Here is a 17,227-nt window from a genome sequence, read left to right on the forward strand (position 1 = left end):
TGGAATACGGCACAACGCGAAAACTCAACCTGTAGCGGGAAGGTGTCGGAAGAGACACACCTGTTATAGGGTCAAGCGAACAAGTGCATGTGGTGGATGCCTTGGCGATCACAGGCGATGAAGGACGCGGTAGCCTGCGAAAAGCTGCGGGGAGCTGGCAAACGAGCTTTGATCCGCAGATGTCCGAATGGGGAAACCCACTCCGAATGGAGTATCCGTGGCTGAATACATAGGCCATGTGAAGCGAACGCGGCGAACTGAAACATCTAAGTAGCCGCAGGAAAAGAAATCAACCGAGATTCCCAGAGTAGTGGCGAGCGAAATGGGAGCAGCCTGTACTCTTTATCTGCATTGTCAGCTGAACGCTCTGGAAAGTGCGGCCATAGTGGGTGATAGCCCCGTAGGCGAAGGCAGTGTGGAAGAACTGGGTGTACGACAAGTAGGGCGGGACACGTGAAATCCTGTCTGAAGATGGGGGGACCATCCTCCAAGGCTAAATACTCGTGATCGACCGATAGTGAACCAGTACCGTGAGGGAAAGGCGAAAAGAACCCCGGGAGGGGAGTGAAAGAGATCCTGAAACCGCATGCATACAAACAGTCGGAGCCTCGCAAGGGGTGACGGCGTACCTTTTGTATAATGGGTCAGCGACTTACATTCAGTGGCGAGCTTAACCGAATAGGGCAGGCGTAGCGAAAGCGAGTCCGAACAGGGCGTCCAGTCGCTGGGTGTAGACCCGAAACCAGGTGATCTATCCATGGCCAGGCTGAAGGCACGGTAACACGTGCTGGAGGGCCGAACCCACTAACGTTGAAAAGTTAGGGGATGAGCTGTGGATAGGGGTGAAAGGCTAAACAAACCTGGAAATAGCTGGTTCTCTCCGAAAACTATTTAGGTAGTGCCTCGTGTATCACCTTCGGGGGTAGAGCACTGTCATGGTTGAGGGGTCCATTGCGGATTACCTCGCCATAGCAAACTCCGAATACCGAAGAGTGCAATCACGGGAGACAGACATCGGGTGCTAACGTCCGGTGTCAAGAGGGAAACAACCCAGACCGCCAGCTAAGGTCCCGAAATATGGCTAAGTGGGAAACGAAGTGGGAAGGCTAAAACAGTCAGGAGGTTGGCTTAGAAGCAGCCACCCTTTAAAGAAAGCGTAATAGCTCACTGATCGAGTCGTCCTGCGCGGAAGATGTAACGGGGCTAAGCCATATACCGAAGCTGCGGATGCACAGCAATGTGCATGGTAGGAGAGCGTTCCGTAAGCCTGCGAAGGTGCACCGGAAGGTGTGCTGGAGGTATCGGAAGTGCGAATGCTGACATGAGTAGCGATAAAGGGGGTGAAAGGCCCCCTCGCCGTAAGCCCAAGGTTTCCTACGCAACGTTCATCGGCGTAGGGTGAGTCGGCCCCTAAGGCGAGGCAGAAATGCGTAGCTGATGGGAAGCAGGTCAATATTCCTGCACCAGTGTGAAATGCGATGGGGGGACGGATCGCGGAAGGTTGTCCGGGTGTTGGAAGTCCCGGTCGCTGCGTTGGAGAAGGTGCTCTGGCAAATCCGGGCACGGGATTCAAGGGCGTGGCGCGAGCTTCTCCGGAAGCGAAGCAACTGGAAGGGGTTCCAGGAAAAGCCTCTAAGCTTCAGTTTCACATTGACCGTACCGCAAACCGACACAGGTGGGCGAGATGAGTATTCCAAGGCGCTTGAGAGAACTCGGGAGAAGGAACTCGGCAAACTGGTACCGTAACTTCGGGATAAGGTACGCCCTTGTAGCTTGACAGGCCTGCGCCTGGAGGGTGAAAGGGTTGCAATAAACTGGTGGCTGCGACTGTTTAATAAAAACACAGCACTCTGCAAACACGAAAGTGGACGTATAGGGTGTGACGCCTGCCCGGTGCCGGAAGATTAAATGATGGGGTGCAAGCTCTTGATTGAAGTCCCGGTAAACGGCGGCCGTAACTATAACGGTCCTAAGGTAGCGAAATTCCTTGTCGGGTAAGTTCCGACCTGCACGAATGGCGTAACGATGGCCACACTGTCTCCTCCCGAGACTCAGCGAAGTTGAAGTGTTTGTGATGATGCAATCTCCCCGCGGCTAGACGGAAAGACCCCATGAACCTTTACTGCAGCTTTGCATTGGACTTTGAACCGGCCTGTGTAGGATAGGTGGGAGGCTGTGAAGCGTGAACGCCAGTTTGCGTGGAGCCGTCCTTGAAATACCACCCTGGCTTGTTTGAGGTTCTAACCTTGGGCCCTGAAGCGGGTCTGGGGACAGTGCATGGCAGGCAGTTTGACTGGGGCGGTCTCCTCCCAAAGTGTAACGGAGGAGTACGAAGGTACGCTAGGTACGGTCGGAAATCGTGCTGATAGTGCAATGGCATAAGCGTGCTTGACTGTGAGACTGACAAGTCGAACAGGTGCGAAAGCAGGTCATAGTGATCCGGTGGTTCTGTATGGAAGGGCCATCGCTCAACGGATAAAAGGTACTCTGGGGATAACAGGCTGATACCGCCCAAGAGTTCATATCGACGGCGGTGTTTGGCACCTCGATGTCGGCTCATCTCATCCTGGGGCTGTAGCCGGTCCCAAGGGTATGGCTGTTCGCCATTTAAAGAGGTACGTGAGCTGGGTTTAAAACGTCGTGAGACAGTTTGGTCCCTATCTGCCGTGGGCGCTGGAAGTTTGAGGGGGCCTGCTCCTAGTACGAGAGGACCGGAGTGGACGAACCTCTGGTGTACCGGTTGTCACGCCAGTGGCATCGCCGGGTAGCTATGTTCGGAAGAGATAACCGCTGAAAGCATCTAAGCGGGAAACTCGCCTCAAGATGAGACTTCCCCGGGGCTTCGAGCCCCTTGAAGGGTCGTTCAAGACCAGGACGTTGATAGGTCAGGTGTGGAAGCGCAGTAATGCGTTAAGCTAACTGATACTAATTGCCCGTAAGGCTTGATCCTATAACCGGTGTGTTTCGCCGCCCCCGAACCGGGATGCGCGGCAGACCACCCGGGTTGAGATCGCGTGTTGTGCCTGAAACAACGCAACCCCGCTTCAGCATCCCTCTTTACGCTTCTTCCCGATTGGCTGCGGCGCCGTGCCGGCGACGCAGCAACCCGTCATGCCTGATGACCATAGCGAGTCGGTCCCACCCCTTCCCATCCCGAACAGGACCGTGAAACGACTCCACGCCGATGATAGTGCGGATTCCCGTGTGAAAGTAGGTAATCGTCAGGCTCCTCATGCCCTCGCTCCGAACCCCGTCCACCTCCGTGGCGGGGTTCGGCCGTTTACGGACTGGACATGCGCGCCGTCAATCCGCGCGTCTGGATTCCAGCGCATATCGAACTACCAGGGAACGGTACGACCGAGATAATCGACGTACTGCAAGCCCGGCGTACCCCGCTTCGATAGCAACACGTCCACGAGACCCGGTACGTTCTCCTCAATACCGAATGGCGCATCCGGGCCGCCCAGCGCGGTGCGGATCCATCCCGGCGCCATTAGCGTCATTGCGCGTGCCGAATCCCCGTGGCGGCCTGCAAAGCTACGCATGAACATGTTCAATGCTGCCTTGCTGCCACGATACAGCTCGCGCCCACCCTTCTCGTTGTTGCCCACACTGCCTTGCCCGGATGACATCACGCCAATCAGCCCCGCCGGGGCGACGTACGCTTCGAGACCTTCAACGGCGCGCATCGGCCCAAGCGCGTTGGTGAGCATGACGTGCATGAAATCCTCGGTCGATACTTCGCCGATCGTCTGCTCCGGATCTGCGTTGGTTGTTCCTGCGTTGACAAACAGGATATCGAACACCCTGCCCAGCAGGCGGTGTTTCAGCGCGGCAAGCTGATCCGGCCGGCAGACATCCAGAACCTCGATTTCGACGTGCTCGTGGTACTGGTCGGCGAGATCGTGCAGCGGCGTCCCGGAGGCTCCCTCGCGGACGGTGCCAGTCACGTGCCATCCCCTTTTCACGAATTCCTCGGCCATCGCATGACCCAGGCCACGTGATGCGCCGACGATGAGGATAGTTGGGCGGGAAGAAGTTGTCGACATAAGCGTGTCCTTTGTTCACCAATCGACGGCGATCGTGGCACACGTCCCCGGTATGCACAAGACGCACAGAATGCAATCGTCAGTTGCGTTCCACGCCATGTCCGTCGAGGCGGATCGGTTATGCTCGCGGGATGGACAACATGGACCTGAATCTCCTCGTCGCGCTCGATGCGCTGCTGGCCGAAGGCAGCGTCACCCGGGCTGCTCACCGTCTTGGACTGAGTGCGTCCGCGATGAGCCGCACGCTCGCACGGCTGCGCTCGGCAACCGGCGATCCGCTCCTCGTGCGCGCGGGGCGAGGCCTCGTGCCGACGCCGCACGCGGCCGCGTTGCGCGATCGCGTCCGCGCATTGACCCAGGACGTCCAGACGGTCCTTCGACCGCCTGCCGGTCGCTTCGACGTCGCATCGCTCGCGTTGACGTTTACCCTCCGCGCAAACGAGGCCTTTGTTGCGTTCTTTTCCGTGCCCTTGCTGACGGCCGTCGCCGAGGCCGCTCCGCACGTCCGTCTTCGCTTCGCGCCGAAGCCGAACAAGGATGTCGCGCCGCTGCGGGAAGGGCGGGTCGATCTGGAAATCGGCGTGATCGATACATTAGCGCCGGAGATGCGGACGCAATTTCTCTTCCACGACCGGTTCGTGGGTGTCGCGCGCGCGGGGCATCCGCTTCTGACGGGGCAGGAGGTGACACCCGAACGCTATGCGGCTTGCCGTCACGTCGTGGCATCGCCGGGCGGCGCGTTTACCGGGCCCGTCGACGACGCCCTCGCCGTGCTCGGACTCAAGCGCGAGATACACGTTGTCGTTCCCGGATTTCCCGACGCAATGCGGATCGCCCGCCACTCGGACCTGATCGCGCTGGTACCGCGATCCTGTCTCGGCAACGCGCTGGCGGGCGACCATGCGGCCGCGCAGGGCCTCCAGGCGTTCGACCTGCCGGTTCAAACGCCGGCGCTCACGATCTCGGCGTTGTGGCATCCGCGTGTGGATGCCGATCCGGCGCATCGCTGGTTGCGCGAGGTCGTCATGTCGTTGTGTCGCGCGGCTTATCCGTCGTCGTCGTGATCCGCTGTCGCGCGGCCGGCCGGGCGTATTCACAGGCAGATGAGCAGCGAGGCGAGGTGAAGTGAAGGGAAGTGAAGCGAAGTAAGGCGAAGGCGCGCGCCCGCTGGTGCAAGGCCACGCCCAATGACGAAAAGTCGTGGGGATGAACAGGCCGCCGGACCGGGCAGCGACTTGCCTGCGCGGTCCGGCGGCCGGCGCTACGCCCGTTTGACCAGCCGGACGATGAACAGCAGGATCACCGCACCGATCACCGCGGTGATGATCGAGCCGATCCAGCCCCCGCCGAGCGAGATATGCAGGACACCTGACAGCCAGCCGCCGATGAACGCGCCGACGATCCCGACAATGATATCGACGATCAGACCGAAGCCGCCGCCCTTGACGATGACGCCAGCGAGCCAGCCCGCAATGGCGCCGATGATGATCCATGCGATGAGACCGTGTTCCATAAGCAGGACTCCATGGTTAGCGTGAAATGATCACGGGGGTAAAGCTTAGTCGAACGGACCGCGTGCGGTCTACCTTCAGAACGCGGATTTGACATTGTCTGACACAGGCACCGGACGCCGGCGGAGGCGATGGACGGCAAGACCGCGCGGCGCGGCACGCGCGGCGGGGCAGGACAGCTGAAGCGCAGTCGCCTGGGTCATGTCGTTCTCGGTCTCGGGCGGCATAGGCACGTTGCGCGCAGCCGGCGCGCGATGCACGGCGGATTCGAGGGCCCACGGACCCACACGGATGACGGCCGCCGCGTCCACGTGTGAAGTTATAGATGAACCGGCGTCCGCGCGCAAGCGTGCGCCGGCCGGCGCAACCCGGCGTCGCGCGCACGGCTACTCGGGCGTCGGCTCCGCTTCCCTGGCGATCCAGCTGACGCTCGACACGCTCGTCTCCATGCTGATGCGGCTGGCCATCAGTTCGAGCTTCGGCTGGTCCTTCGGATGCAGCCTGATCGTGGCCGTCACGCGGATGCGGCCCGGCTCGTCGGCCACGTCCTCGCTCGTCAGGCTCTGGAACGACAGCGGTGTCGAATACAGCGAATTCAGCAGCGCCGTGCGGATATGGATCTCGTCGTCGTCGCGGCATACGACGGCCAACTGGTATTCGCGCACGAGATCGGCGTTCGACACCGGCGTCGCGTTGATTGTCCGGCTCACCTCGCGCAACACCGTGTTGGTCAGCAGCACAATGCCGGTGCCGGCCAGGGCCGGCGCGAAATGTCCGGCGCCGCACAGCACGCCGACCGCGGCCGAGCACCACAGCGTCGCGGCGGTATTGATGCCCTGGATCGAGCCCTTGTCGCGCATGATCACGCCGCCGCCGAGAAAGCCGACACCCGACACGACGTAGGCCGCGATCTGCGTGACGCCCGCCGTACCGTTGCCGGTCAGCACGCCGAGCGTGACGAACAGGCACGCGCCGCTCGCGACCAGCGTGATGGTGCGCAGGCCGGCCGTGCGCTGCCGCATCTGCCTTTCGAGGCCGATGGCAACGCCGCAGGAAAAGGCGGCGAGCAGCCGCAGGGCGAATTCGGGCGTCATGAGCGTGGGGTCGTCGAAAGCGTGACCGGGTAGTGTGGCGCGCGTCTGTGACAGCGTGGCTCACGATCGATCCGCCGCGCCCGGCGCGGGAAGCCGGGTGCGGCGACGCACCGCGCCGAGGCGGTGCCATTCGCTGGGAAGCAGCGACGACGCACGGAATGCAGGGAAATCTGCGACGCGCACCGTCTGCCCGGACGGCAAGACGGCGGCAGCGACAAGGCTGGCACGGCGAGCTTGCCGATCAGGTCGGGCGATTCAGCGTAGATCGGTGACTGCTACTGTCCAAGATGGGAGCCGGGTTCGGGAAGTGGACGGATTGTAGGCAGCGCCGCTTGCCCGCGTCAACGGGATTTTGCCGCCGACGCAAGCCGTGGCGCGAACCGGGCGCGCCCCGGCGCATCAGCCGGGTTCGCCGGGCACGAGCCGCAGGCGGGTGATTTCCGACGGTGCGCCGAGACGCTTCGGCGGTCCCCAGTAGCCGGTGCCGCGGCTCGTGTACACCCACAGCCCGTTCAGGCGCGCGAGGCCGGCCGTGAACGGCTGCTGCAGGCGCACGAAGAAATTCCACGGGAAAAATTGGCCGCCGTGCGTGTGTCCGGACAACTGCAGCGTAAAGCCGGCTTGAGCCGCCGCTTCGGCCGAGCGCGGCTGGTGCGCGAGCAGTACCCTGATCAGCACGTCGCCCGGTGCGCCGGCAAGCGCGGCCGCCGGATCGCTGCGGTGGCCGGGATCGAAATGCGCAGCGGAGTAGTCGGTCACGCCAGCGATCACCGCGCGCGCGCCTTCGTGCTCGAGCACCACGTGCTGGTTGAGCAGCACGGTCAGGCCGAGCCGGCGGAACTCGTCGATCCACGCGTCGGCGCCGGCGTAGTACTCGTGATTGCCCGTGACGAGGTACGTGCCGTGCCGCGCGCTCAGGCGCGCGAGCGGTTGCGTGTGGTCGCGCAGCCGCGGTACGCTGCCGTCGACGACGTCGCCCGTCACCGCGATCAGATCCGGCTTCAGCCGGTTCACCGCGTCGACGATCGCATCGACGTAGCCGCGCTTGATCGTCGGGCCGACGTGGATGTCGCTGATCTGCACGATCGTGAAGCCGTCGAGCGCGCGCGGCAGGTCGTCGATCGGCACGTCGATCGACACGACGCGCGCGCGGCGCCGCGCATTGACGAGCCCGATCGCCGTCGACAGCAGCGCGAGCAGCGGCACGGCCGCCGCCGAGCCGGTGCGCCAGCGCGCGAGCGCGAGCACGTGTGGCCAGAGTGCGTCGGCGGTCAGCAGCGACGCGAGCATCAGGTCGCGCGCGAACGTGAACACGAGCAGAGACGAGAAATAGCCCATCGCGAGCAGGCCGATCCAGGCGAGACGGTCGCCGAGCGGTTGCCGCTCGAGGGTCCGCGCGAGCATGCCGAGCGGGATCAGCAGGCAGGACAGCACGAGCCAGAGCCCGGCGAGTCCGCGGCCGGCCGTTGCAACGGGCAGGTCAGGAATGATTCGCAGGCCGACGTAAATGTGCAGCAGCACGCCAATGACGATGACGCGAACGAGGAACGATGAGCGGCGCATGGAAAGAGGTCAGGGAACGACGCGCGGGCGCGCGTCGCACACGGTTGTGTGAGGACGGCAACTTATTCTACCGGCATGCGGCGACGCCTGCCGGGCGCGCGGCCGTGCCGCCTGGGCGCGGGCTTGCGTGTGCGTCCATAATGGACTCCTGCGATCCCCTGACGAGACGCCATCGCGTCTGCTGCGCCTGTTCTCATGCTCGATCTGTTTGACGATCTTCCGGCCCCCGCGGTCGACTGGTATCCCGACTGGCTCGCGCCGGGCGATGCGGCGCGGCTCCTTGCGCAACTGACCGCCGAGGTGGCCTGGAAGCAGGAGTCGATGGGCACGCCCGCCGGCCGCGTGCCCTTGCCGCGCCTCACCGCGTGGCAGGGCGAAGCGGACGCCGTTTATGTGTATTCCGGGATTCGCAACCTGCCGGCCGCCTGGACGCCGGCGGTCGCCGAGCTGAGGGCGGCTGCCGAAGCCCGCTGCGCGTGCCGCTTCAACAGCGTGCTGATCAATCGCTATCGCAGCGGCATCGACAGCATGGGGTGGCACGCGGATCACGAGCCCGAACTCGGCGCGCAGCCGGTGATCGCCTCGGTGAGTCTCGGCGCCACGCGCCGCTTCGATCTGCGCCACAACCGGACCGGCACGGTGCGTTCGTATCCGCTCAAGGGCGGCAGCCTGCTGGTGATGCGGGGCGACACGCAGGCCGAATGGCGGCATCGCGTGCCGAAGGAACCGGCGGTGAGCGGCGAGCGGATCAACCTGACGTTTCGCTGGATCCTGCCGCGCGCTGGCGGCGCGGGGCGCGCGCCACGCTGAAGTCCTGCGCGACGCGGCCGAATGCCGCAGACATCCGGGCGCCCGGCGGCTGAACCCTCGCGCCGTCGCCTAGCTGACCGCCGTCACCGGCACCCGCGAGACGCTGACGAGCCGTTCGAGGACGCTGCGATGCACGAGCCGCGCGCAGGCGTGAAAGAGGTCGTGGCGCGGCGCGGTGACGACGATTTCGTCGCAGCCGTGCTGTTCGGCGCAATTTGCGATGGTCGGCACGAGCGGCCCGACGCGCACCTCCACCGAATATTTGACGCCGGCATCTTCAAGGATGCGCCTCGCGCGCCCGAGCGCCGCCTGCGCGTACGCCTGCTCCAGCGCGCGCAGTCTCGGCAGCGCGTGGAACGCTTCGAGGCGGGTGGCCTCCAGCGGCGGCTGCACGTTGACCAGCACCACTTCGGAGGCGCAGCGCTCGTTATACAGGAAGGCGGCGTGCCGCACGGCTTGCAACGCCCGCGCAGACTGGCCGACGGGAACCAGCAGTTTCAGCATGTTGGGTTGTCCTCAGGATCGCCGGTGGGATCGGTCGCGTCTGGGCGTCCGGATCGGTTAAAGCCCGGTTAGAACTCAGCTCAAGCATAGCCGGCGGTTTGTACGGGATACCTAAAGAGTGCCGGGTCGCGCGTAAAAATGGCATCAAAAAATCGCGTGACGGGGCACGGAATCCGAGTCCGGTGTTTGTAAAAATTTATGGGAATAGAATTTAAATAGTTTATGCGCATAATGCAGCGCAACGCCGGGTAATGCCGTACAACGCCGCATAACGCCGGGTAGCGCGCACCTGTGCAGGCACCCGCGTTTATTCCCCGGCTGCCTCGATGCGCCGGCGCACCGTCGCGGCAAGCTGCCCGCCCGCGAGCGTCCCGGCCGCGAGCGCCGTCACGTCGGCCCCCGTTTCGCGCACGATATCGGTCAGGACCTGGCCGGGCGGCGCTTCGACGAGCACGCGCGCGCCTATTTCGATCATCAGGCTGAGCGCGTCGAACCAGCGCACGGTGTAGCGCATGTTGGTCGCGAGATCGTCGCGGATCGCGTCCGCCGTGGGGAGCACGCGGCCGCCACGGTTGCCGACATAGCGCGTGCGCGGCGTGCGAAACGGCACCGTGTGCGCGTAGCGCAGCAGGGCGTCGGCGGCGTCCGCGAGCAGTTCGCAATGCGAAGGAACGCTCACCGCGAGCCGCGTCGCCTTGCGCGCGCCCGCGGCGAGCGCGCGCGCGCCGAGCGCGTCGAGCGCGGCGTCGGCGCCGGCCATGACGATCTGGCGCGGCGCGTTGATGTTGCCGACGTACACCGGCGGCAAGCCGTCGCGCGCAAGCGTGGCCGCGAGCGCGTCCAGTTGCGCTTCGGTCAGGCCCGAAATCGCGGTCAGGCCGTAACCCGACGGGTACGCCGCTTCCATCAGCTCGGCGCGCTTGCGCACCATCGGCAGCGCGTCCGCGAAATCGAGTGCGCCGCAGCTCACGGCTGCCGCATACGCGCCGACCGAGAGTCCCGCGCTGATGCCGGGCGTCAGGCCCGCGTCGGCAAGCTGCCTCACCATCGCCACGCCGGCGACGACGAGCCCCACCTGCACCGCGACCGTCGATTCGAGCGCGGCCGCCGTGTCGAGCGTGAGGACGTCGACGCCGAGCACGCGCGACGCCTCGGCGAGCGTCGCGCGCACCGCCGGATGGTCCGGCAGCCGGTGCAGAAAGCCCGGCGACTGCGCGCCCTGGCCCGGGAACTGGAACGCGAGCATCAGCCGGCCGCGGGCGCGGCGCCCCACGGATCGTCGACGAGGCGCGCGCCGTGCGGGCCGCGCGCGAGCACGCGGGCGCGGCCCGCGGCCCATTCGGCGAGGGCGACGCCGCCCGCGGGCGTGTCGAGCTGCACGTCGATGCGGATGCCCGCGCGCCGTGCGTGGGCGTCCAGCGCGCCCAGCAGGCCGGCGGCGGCGGTGCGCGGCCATTGATCCGGTGTCCGGATCAACAGGTCGAGGTCGCTTGCCGGGGTGACGGCCGGCACCCCGGCCGCCAGTTCGAAGCCCGCGCTGCCGGTGGGTCCCCAGTGCAGGCCCTGCAGCAGCCGGGGGTCCCCGCGCAGTGCGTCGAGCAGCGCGAAGGCCGGCAGCGACGCCCGGCTGCCGGCCGGCAGGCGGTGCGCGAGCGCCTCGGGCGCGACGGCCTCGGCAACGTCATCGCTCCTCGCCCACGTGCCGTAGCGCTCGGCGCGGCGTGTCCCGCGCACGCCGACCGCCACGAAGCCCGCGGCCGCGACCGCGCGCCGGACCACCGCGAACGGCGCGCGCGCCCATGCGTCGCGCACCCAGTCCGGCTCGCCGTCGGCGTGCGGCAGGGCGTCGAGCCGCAGCAGGTCATGCGCCCACCAGCGCGCGTCGGCGGCACAGGCGGGCGCCGGCACGAACGGCGGAAACGGCGCGAACGGCGGCGGCGCGCAGACCGGCATCAGGCCAGGTCCCACTGCTCGGCAAGGCGCGCGCGCACGGCGATCGACGCCGCGCGGGTCCGCTTCGCCGCGTCCGATTCGAGGCGGCGCGCGAGCCCGCGCGTATCGCCGCGCGCGCTGCGCGCGGCCGCTGCGAGCACGGCGCGGACCTTGTCGACCTGCGCGGTGTCCGGTGCGTCGGCGTCGACGTCCGTGACCAGTTCGTCGAGCAGGCCGAGTTGCGCAAACGCATGCATCGAGTACGCCATCGGCACGACCGTCTCCGCGAGCGTTTCGAGCGCGTCGACCGAGCGGCGCGTGACGCGCGCGGCGGCTTCCTTGCCCATCGCGTGCACCATCGTGCCCGGCGCGTCGAGCGCGACGATCCGGTTCGCCTGATAGCCGTGCGCGAGGAACGCACCGGACATCGCGGGTCCGACGATCAGCGCGATCACCGGATGACCCGCCTCGCGCGCGCTCGCATACGCATCGACAGCGGCCGCGCACGCGAGGTGAACGCCGAGCATTTCCTCGCGATAGCCGTAGGCCTGGCTTTTCACGTCGACGATCGCGACGATCGGGCGGCGCCGGCCGGCCTGCGCATCCTGCGCGAGCGCCTCGCGCACCGCGCGCGCGAGGCGCCATCCCTGTTCGAGGCCGACTACGTTGCCGGTTGCGCGCGCAAAGCGGTTGTGCGGATCGGGGACGACCGCGATGAAGCGCGCGGTGTCGTCGCCGAGCGGCGCGTCGCCGCTCCAGACCGGCGCGCCGCTGCGCGGCTCGCCGGCCAATGCGCGGAACCAGCGGGCGCCGCGGCTCAGATCGGGATCGTTCATACGGACTCCTTCGGTGCGCCGTCGGCGCGTTGCGCGGGGAACACGTCGCGCATCGAGGCCGGGGTGACGGTGGCGGGATCGATCTGCGCGAGCCGCGCGAGATAGACGTCGACCTGCTCGCTGCGGTGCGCGGCCGGCACGCCGCGCGCGAACGCCTGCTGCACGGCGGCGCGCAGTGCGCCGGGCTCGTCGTCGACCAGCGCGTCGGCGAAGCCCGTCGCCGCGCGCTGCTCGCCGCCGATCAGTTGCCACACGCGGCGCCGGTCGCTTGCGTCGAGTTCGTCGATGCCGGCTTCCTGTTCGATCACTTCCGGGCCGTTCATGCCGAGCCGCCCCTGGCGCGTGATCAGCAACGACGTGCACAGCGCCGCGGCGAGCGACATACCGCCGAAGCAGCCGACCATCCCCGCGATCACGCCGACCACCGGCACGTGGCGCCGCAGCGCGACGATCGCCGCCTGGATCTCGGCGATCACGGCGAGTCCGAGATTGGCCTCCTGCAGACGCACGCCGCCGGTTTCGAGCAGCAGCACCGGGCGCACCGGCCGGCCGCGCTCGCAGTCGCGCAGCGCCATTTCGAGCGCGGCGGCGATCTTGCTGCCGGAGACCTCGCCGATGCTGCCGCCCTGGAACGCCGATTCGAGCGCCGCGACGACGGCGGGCGCGCCGCCGATCGTGCCGCGCGCGATCACGCAGCCGTCGTCGGCCTGGCAGACGATGCCTTGCAGCGGCAGCCACGGCGATTCGAGGCGGTCGAACGGGTCGAGCAGTTCGCGGAACGTGCCGGCATCGAGCAACGCGCGCGCGCGTTCGCGCGCCGACAGCTCGATGAAGCTGTCGTGCGGCGTCACGGACGGCGCCGCGGCGGCGGACGGGCTCATGCGGCGTCTCCCTGTTCGGCCTGCTCGACGGCTTCGGCGAGGCGCAGCGCGACCACGCCCGGGGTCGCGCCGAAGTCGTTGATCTCGATCTGCGCGGCGCCGTCGTAGCGCGAGAAGAAGCGGTCGAGCACGCTCTTCCAGATGTGGCCGTAGCCGTCGACGCTGGTGCGCACCACTACGTGCGCGTGCGGCGTCGCGGCCGGCGACAGCAGCACTTCGAGGTCGCCCGAGCCGACCACGCCGACGTGCGCGCGGCTCGTCACGGTGCGTTGCGCCGGATAGTCGAAGGTCAGATGTTCCATGAGGTCGAACTCCCGCCGGTGCGCGGCTGCACCAGCCTGTCGATGAAGAGGGTGGCGGCGAGCAGATCCGCTGCGCCGCCCGGAGAAGCGTTGAGCGCGAGCAGCACGCGTTCGAGCGCGGCGAGCGCGGCGCCGCCCGCGCGGCTCGCGCTGCCGCCGAGCGCGAGCACGCGGCGGGCGCCGCGCTGGCCCGCGTGCAGGCCCGCGAGGCCCGCGCGATGCAGCAGGCAGGTGTCGTCGAGCGACGCCATGATCGCGAGCAGCGCATCGACGCGCGCGTGCGTCTCGGCCACGCCGCGCGCGCGCGCGGCACGCAGCGCCGGCAGGCCGACCGCGATCAGGTGCGGAAAGCCGTCCTGCGCTTCGCGCCGCGCGCCGCCGACCCGATAGCGCCGGCGCACCCGCTCGCCGTTGCTGTCGGCGGGGGCGGCGAAGCGATCGGGAAAGCATGCGATCTGCGCGGCGAGCGTGCAGATTGCGGTTGCGTGCGCGGCGGGGTTCGGCGCGGCGGCGCCGCTCGTCGCGTGGATCGATGCGCCCGCCACCAGCAGGCCGACGATCCAGATCGCGCCGCGGTGCGCGTTGCTGCCGCCGGTGGCCTGCAGCATCGCGTGCTCGCCGGCGCGGCCGATCTGCGCGAGCTCCGCGCGCAGCGTCGCCGACGGCGCGCGCCCGCGGGCCGCGCGCGCCAGCGCGGCAAAGGTCGGTTCGAGCGCGTGCGCGGAGCGCCGCATCGCGGCGAGGTCGAGATCGCGGTGCGCGCCGCTGCCGCGCCGGTCGACGAGCGCCGGCTTGGGCGTGAGTTCGGCTTCGTCGACGAGCGCCGCGCGCGCGAGCCGCGCGAGCCAGGCGGGGTCGGCGCTGCCGGCCGCACCGGTCTCGGGCGGCGCGGATGCCGGGCATGGGCCGCCCGGCGGCGCGCCCGCGGCGTCGCGCGCAAGCGGCACGCAGACGGGCACGCAGACGGGCACGGCTGCCATCACCAGCTCCTGAAGCGGGCCGGCGGCGCGTAGAGGCCGCCGGACCACGTGACGAGATCGTCGATGCTGCGCGCGGCGAGCAGCGAGCGCTTCGCCGCGCCGCGCCGGATGCCGAGGTCTTCCGGGTACGCGACGATGCCGCGCCGGCGCAGCTCGGCGGTCTTCGCGGGCTGCGCGCGCAGCCCGACCGGCGTGACGCCGGCCACTGCCGCGAGCGCCGCGCGCCGTTCGTCGACGCCCTCGGCCTTGTGCAGGTGCGCGATGCCTTCCTCGGTGACGACGTGGCTCACGTCGTCGCCGTAGATCATCACGGGGGCGATCGCCATGCCGCTTTTCGCGCCCACCGCGACCGCGTCGAGCTCGTCGACGAAGGTCGGCTCGCCGCCTTTCTTGTACGTCTCGACCAGTTGCACGACGAGCTTCTGGCCGCGCGACACCGGGCTCTGGTCCTTCAGCAGCTGCAGCCACGCAGGGCTCGCGTGGCGCCTCCCGCGCGGATCGTGGCCCATGTTCGGCGCGCCGCCGAAGCCGGCGAGCCGCCCGCGCGTGACCGTCGACGAGTTCGCGTCGGCGTCGATCTGCAGCGTCGAGCCGATGAACAGGTCGACGCCGTACTGGCCGGCGAGCTGGCACAGCACGCGGTTCGAGCGCAGGCTGCCGTCGCGGCCGGTGAAGAACACGTCGGGCCGCGCCTCGATGTAGCGCTCCATCCCCACCTCGCTGCCGAAGCAGTGCACGCTGTCGACCCAGCCGGATTCGATGGCCGGGATCAGCGTCGGATGCGGGTTCAGTGTCCAGTTGCGGCAGATCTTGCCTTTCAGGCCGAGCGATTCGCCGTAGGTGGGCAGCAGCAGTTCGATCGCCGCGGTGTCGAAGCCGATGCCGTGATTCAGCGACGTGATCTGGTACGGCGCATAGATGCCGCGGATCACCATCATCGCGGTCAGCACCTGCAGGTCGCCGATATGGCGCGGATCGCGCGTGAACAGCGGCTCGACCGCGAACGGCCGGTCGGCCTGCACGACGACGTCGACCCAGCTGCCCGGAATGTCGACGCGCGGCAGTTCGTCGACGATCTCGTTGACCTGCACGATCACGATGCCGTGCCGGAACGCGGCCGCCTCGGCGATGGTCGGCGTGTCCTCGGTGTTCGCGCCGGTGTAGAGGTTGCCGTGACGGTCGGCCTGCTCCGCGCACAGCAGCGCGACCTGCGGCGTGAGATCGACGAACATCCGCGCGTACAGCTCCACGTATGTGTAGATCGCGCCGATTTCGAGCTGGCCGTCTTCGAGCAGTTGCGCGACGCGCAGGCTTTGCGGGCCCGCGAACGCGAAGTCGACCTTGTGCGCGATGCCGCGCTCGAACAGCGTCAGGTGCTCGGGACGGCTGATGCTCGAAATCAGCAGATGCACGTCGTGCACGATATGCGGATCGACCTGCGCGAGCGCGCGCGACAGGAAATCGGCCTGCTTCTGGTTGTCGCCTTCGAGCGCGACGCGGTCGCCCGGACGAATCAGCGTCTGCAGCGCGTCGACGATGCGCGCGGACGGCAGCACGCCGTCTTCGAGCCACGGCGCGACGGCCGCGAGGCGCCGCGCCTTTTCGTCGCGCAGGGTGGTCCACGAGCGGGCGGCGGGCTGGGCGGCAGGGACGTTCATCGGTGGCATCAGCTCCGGTCAGTGGCTTGCGTGGCGCGCATGCGGCGCGCACGCGGCTTGCGGGACCCGGCCTGCGCGGCGTCGGCCTGCGCATGCTCGGTCAGGAAACGGTACAGCAATTCGCCGGTGCCGAGCAGGTGCGACGACACGAGCGCGCGTGCGCGCGCCTCGTCGCCGCGGCGCACTGCGTCGAGCAGCGCGGCGTGCTCCTGGTCGGATTCGCTCTTGTAGAGCGGGCGGCCGAGCTTCAGCCGCAGGTAGCGCTCGCCGCGCCGGTGCAGCGTTTCGATCATCGCGATGAGCTGCGGGCGGCCCACGGGCGCGTACAGGCTCATGTGAAACGCTTCGTTGCGCGTGACGTACAGCGACGGGTCGAGTTCGCGCTCGGCGGCTTCGCACAGCCGCTGCGCTTCGTCGAGCGTAGCCGGGGTGTGCAGCGGGATCGCAAGGCCGACCGCGAGGCTTTCGAGCGCCGAGCGGATCTCGTAGATCTCGCGCGCCTCTTCGGGCGACAGCGGTGCGACCGTCGCGCCCTTGTGCACGGTGGTTTGCGCCCAGCCTTCGCTTTCCAGTTGCCGCAGCGCTTCGCGCACCGGAATCGCGCTCACCGAGAAGTGACGCGCGATCGCGTCCTGACGCAGCGGCGCGCCCGGCGCGAGCGTGCCTGCGACGATCGCCGCGCGCAACGCGTCCGCGATCATCCGCGACGTGCTCGCGCGCGGCTGCACCGCGCCGGGCACGAAGGGCGCGCCGCGGGCGGCGTCCAGGGGAAAACCATCTGTTGCGTCATTCATAAGTTCAAATATTATATATGAAATTGTGCGATTTCCAGATGCGGCAAACCCGGGGGCACGCCGAACTCCACGCGGGACGCGCTGTGCCACGGGGGGGCTATGCGCCCGGACGTCGATGCGCCGATGCGCCGACATGGCGATGCGCGTTCCCGCACGGGGCCGCCACTCGCGCACCCCGGGCAGGCATCGGCACGCCAGCCGGTTTCACGATGCACCGGACCGCGCGCCGCGCCGAACGTGGAGCGCGCCAGCCGTTCAAGCCGTTGCGCTTTCACGCAAGCCTGTTTCATCCAACCGTAGCACCACAGCAGGG

15 protein-coding genes and 2 rRNA genes are annotated in these 17,227 nt (G+C 67.5%); 4 read left to right on the forward strand and 13 right to left on the reverse strand.

Features of this window, described 5'->3' with window-relative positions; translation table 11 throughout:
• Window positions 1–69 precede the first annotated feature (69 nt).
• A 23S ribosomal RNA gene (locus AC3AP7_RS21755) occupies window positions 70–2,950 on the forward strand.
• A gap of 164 nt (window positions 2,951–3,114) precedes the next feature.
• Window positions 3,115–3,227 (forward strand): 5S ribosomal RNA (rrf, locus tag AC3AP7_RS21760).
• Between the two features lie 111 nt (window positions 3,228–3,338).
• On the opposite strand, the gene AC3AP7_RS21765 is transcribed toward rrf, so the two are convergent.
• A complete protein-coding gene (locus AC3AP7_RS21765) occupies window positions 3,339–4,049 on the reverse strand; it encodes an SDR family NAD(P)-dependent oxidoreductase (protein WP_487364620.1) in 711 nt (236 codons plus the stop codon).
• 140 nt (window positions 4,050–4,189) lie between these two features.
• Between AC3AP7_RS21765 and AC3AP7_RS21770 the strand changes: the two genes are divergently transcribed.
• Window positions 4,190–5,113 (forward strand): LysR family transcriptional regulator, encoded by a 924-nt coding sequence (locus AC3AP7_RS21770; protein ID WP_487364621.1) that lies wholly within the window; start codon window positions 4,190–4,192, stop codon window positions 5,111–5,113.
• A 197-nt stretch (window positions 5,114–5,310) separates the two neighbouring features.
• Here AC3AP7_RS21770 and AC3AP7_RS21775 read toward each other — a convergent pair whose 3' ends face one another.
• From AC3AP7_RS21775 to AC3AP7_RS21785, 3 genes are all read right to left on the reverse strand, one after another.
• Window positions 5,311–5,562: a GlsB/YeaQ/YmgE family stress response membrane protein gene (locus AC3AP7_RS21775; RefSeq protein WP_487364622.1), complete on the reverse strand. Its 252-nt coding sequence runs from the start codon at window positions 5,560–5,562 to the stop codon at window positions 5,311–5,313.
• A 384-nt stretch (window positions 5,563–5,946) separates the two neighbouring features.
• The gene (locus AC3AP7_RS21780; RefSeq protein ID WP_487364623.1) at window positions 5,947–6,654 is read right to left on the reverse strand and encodes an MgtC/SapB family protein; all 708 of its coding nucleotides are present in this window, start codon (window positions 6,652–6,654) and stop codon (window positions 5,947–5,949) included.
• A gap of 399 nt (window positions 6,655–7,053) precedes the next feature.
• The gene (locus tag AC3AP7_RS21785) at window positions 7,054–8,217 is read right to left on the reverse strand and encodes a metallophosphoesterase (RefSeq protein WP_487364624.1); all 1,164 of its coding nucleotides are present in this window, start codon (window positions 8,215–8,217) and stop codon (window positions 7,054–7,056) included.
• Window positions 8,218–8,412: 195 nt separating this feature from the next.
• Between AC3AP7_RS21785 and AC3AP7_RS21790 the strand changes: the two genes are divergently transcribed.
• Window positions 8,413–9,027 (forward strand): alpha-ketoglutarate-dependent dioxygenase AlkB family protein, encoded by a 615-nt coding sequence (locus AC3AP7_RS21790; RefSeq protein WP_487364625.1) that lies wholly within the window; start codon window positions 8,413–8,415, stop codon window positions 9,025–9,027.
• Window positions 9,028–9,096: 69 nt separating this feature from the next.
• Here the strand turns inward: AC3AP7_RS21790 and AC3AP7_RS21795 are convergent, their stop codons facing one another.
• From AC3AP7_RS21795 to AC3AP7_RS21835, 9 genes are all read right to left on the reverse strand, one after another.
• Entirely contained in the window at window positions 9,097–9,531 is a 435-nt protein-coding gene (locus tag AC3AP7_RS21795; protein ID WP_487364626.1) for a universal stress protein, read from the reverse strand.
• A gap of 307 nt (window positions 9,532–9,838) precedes the next feature.
• A complete protein-coding gene (gene mdcH / locus AC3AP7_RS21800) occupies window positions 9,839–10,777 on the reverse strand; it encodes a malonate decarboxylase subunit epsilon (protein ID WP_487364968.1) in 939 nt (312 codons plus the stop codon).
• Window positions 10,777–11,484 carry a malonate decarboxylase holo-ACP synthase gene (locus AC3AP7_RS21805; RefSeq protein WP_487364969.1) on the reverse strand — a complete coding sequence of 236 codons (708 nt, stop codon included), beginning with the start codon at window positions 11,482–11,484 and terminating at the stop codon, window positions 10,777–10,779. Before AC3AP7_RS21805 ends, mdcH begins: the two co-directional genes overlap by 1 nt.
• Complete coding sequence (gene mdcE / locus AC3AP7_RS21810; RefSeq protein ID WP_487364627.1) at window positions 11,484–12,299, reverse strand: biotin-independent malonate decarboxylase subunit gamma; 816 nt, start codon at window positions 12,297–12,299, stop codon at window positions 11,484–11,486. The genes AC3AP7_RS21805 and mdcE overlap by 1 nt, the downstream gene beginning before the upstream one ends.
• The gene (locus tag AC3AP7_RS21815; RefSeq protein WP_487364628.1) at window positions 12,296–13,180 is read right to left on the reverse strand and encodes a biotin-independent malonate decarboxylase subunit beta; all 885 of its coding nucleotides are present in this window, start codon (window positions 13,178–13,180) and stop codon (window positions 12,296–12,298) included. The genes mdcE and AC3AP7_RS21815 overlap by 4 nt, the downstream gene beginning before the upstream one ends.
• A complete protein-coding gene (locus tag AC3AP7_RS21820) occupies window positions 13,177–13,482 on the reverse strand; it encodes a malonate decarboxylase subunit delta (RefSeq protein WP_487364629.1) in 306 nt (101 codons plus the stop codon). The genes AC3AP7_RS21815 and AC3AP7_RS21820 overlap by 4 nt, the downstream gene beginning before the upstream one ends.
• Window positions 13,470–14,462: a triphosphoribosyl-dephospho-CoA synthase gene (locus tag AC3AP7_RS21825; RefSeq protein ID WP_487364630.1), complete on the reverse strand. Its 993-nt coding sequence runs from the start codon at window positions 14,460–14,462 to the stop codon at window positions 13,470–13,472. The genes AC3AP7_RS21820 and AC3AP7_RS21825 overlap by 13 nt, the downstream gene beginning before the upstream one ends.
• Window positions 14,462–16,120: a malonate decarboxylase subunit alpha gene (gene mdcA / locus AC3AP7_RS21830; RefSeq protein ID WP_487364631.1), complete on the reverse strand. Its 1,659-nt coding sequence runs from the start codon at window positions 16,118–16,120 to the stop codon at window positions 14,462–14,464. The genes AC3AP7_RS21825 and mdcA overlap by 1 nt, the downstream gene beginning before the upstream one ends.
• 8 nt (window positions 16,121–16,128) lie before the next feature.
• The gene (locus AC3AP7_RS21835) at window positions 16,129–16,914 is read right to left on the reverse strand and encodes a GntR family transcriptional regulator (protein ID WP_487364632.1); all 786 of its coding nucleotides are present in this window, start codon (window positions 16,912–16,914) and stop codon (window positions 16,129–16,131) included.
• Between the last annotated feature and the right edge of the window lie 313 nt (window positions 16,915–17,227).

This window comes from Paraburkholderia sp. PAMB 6770 (assembly GCF_057748135.1).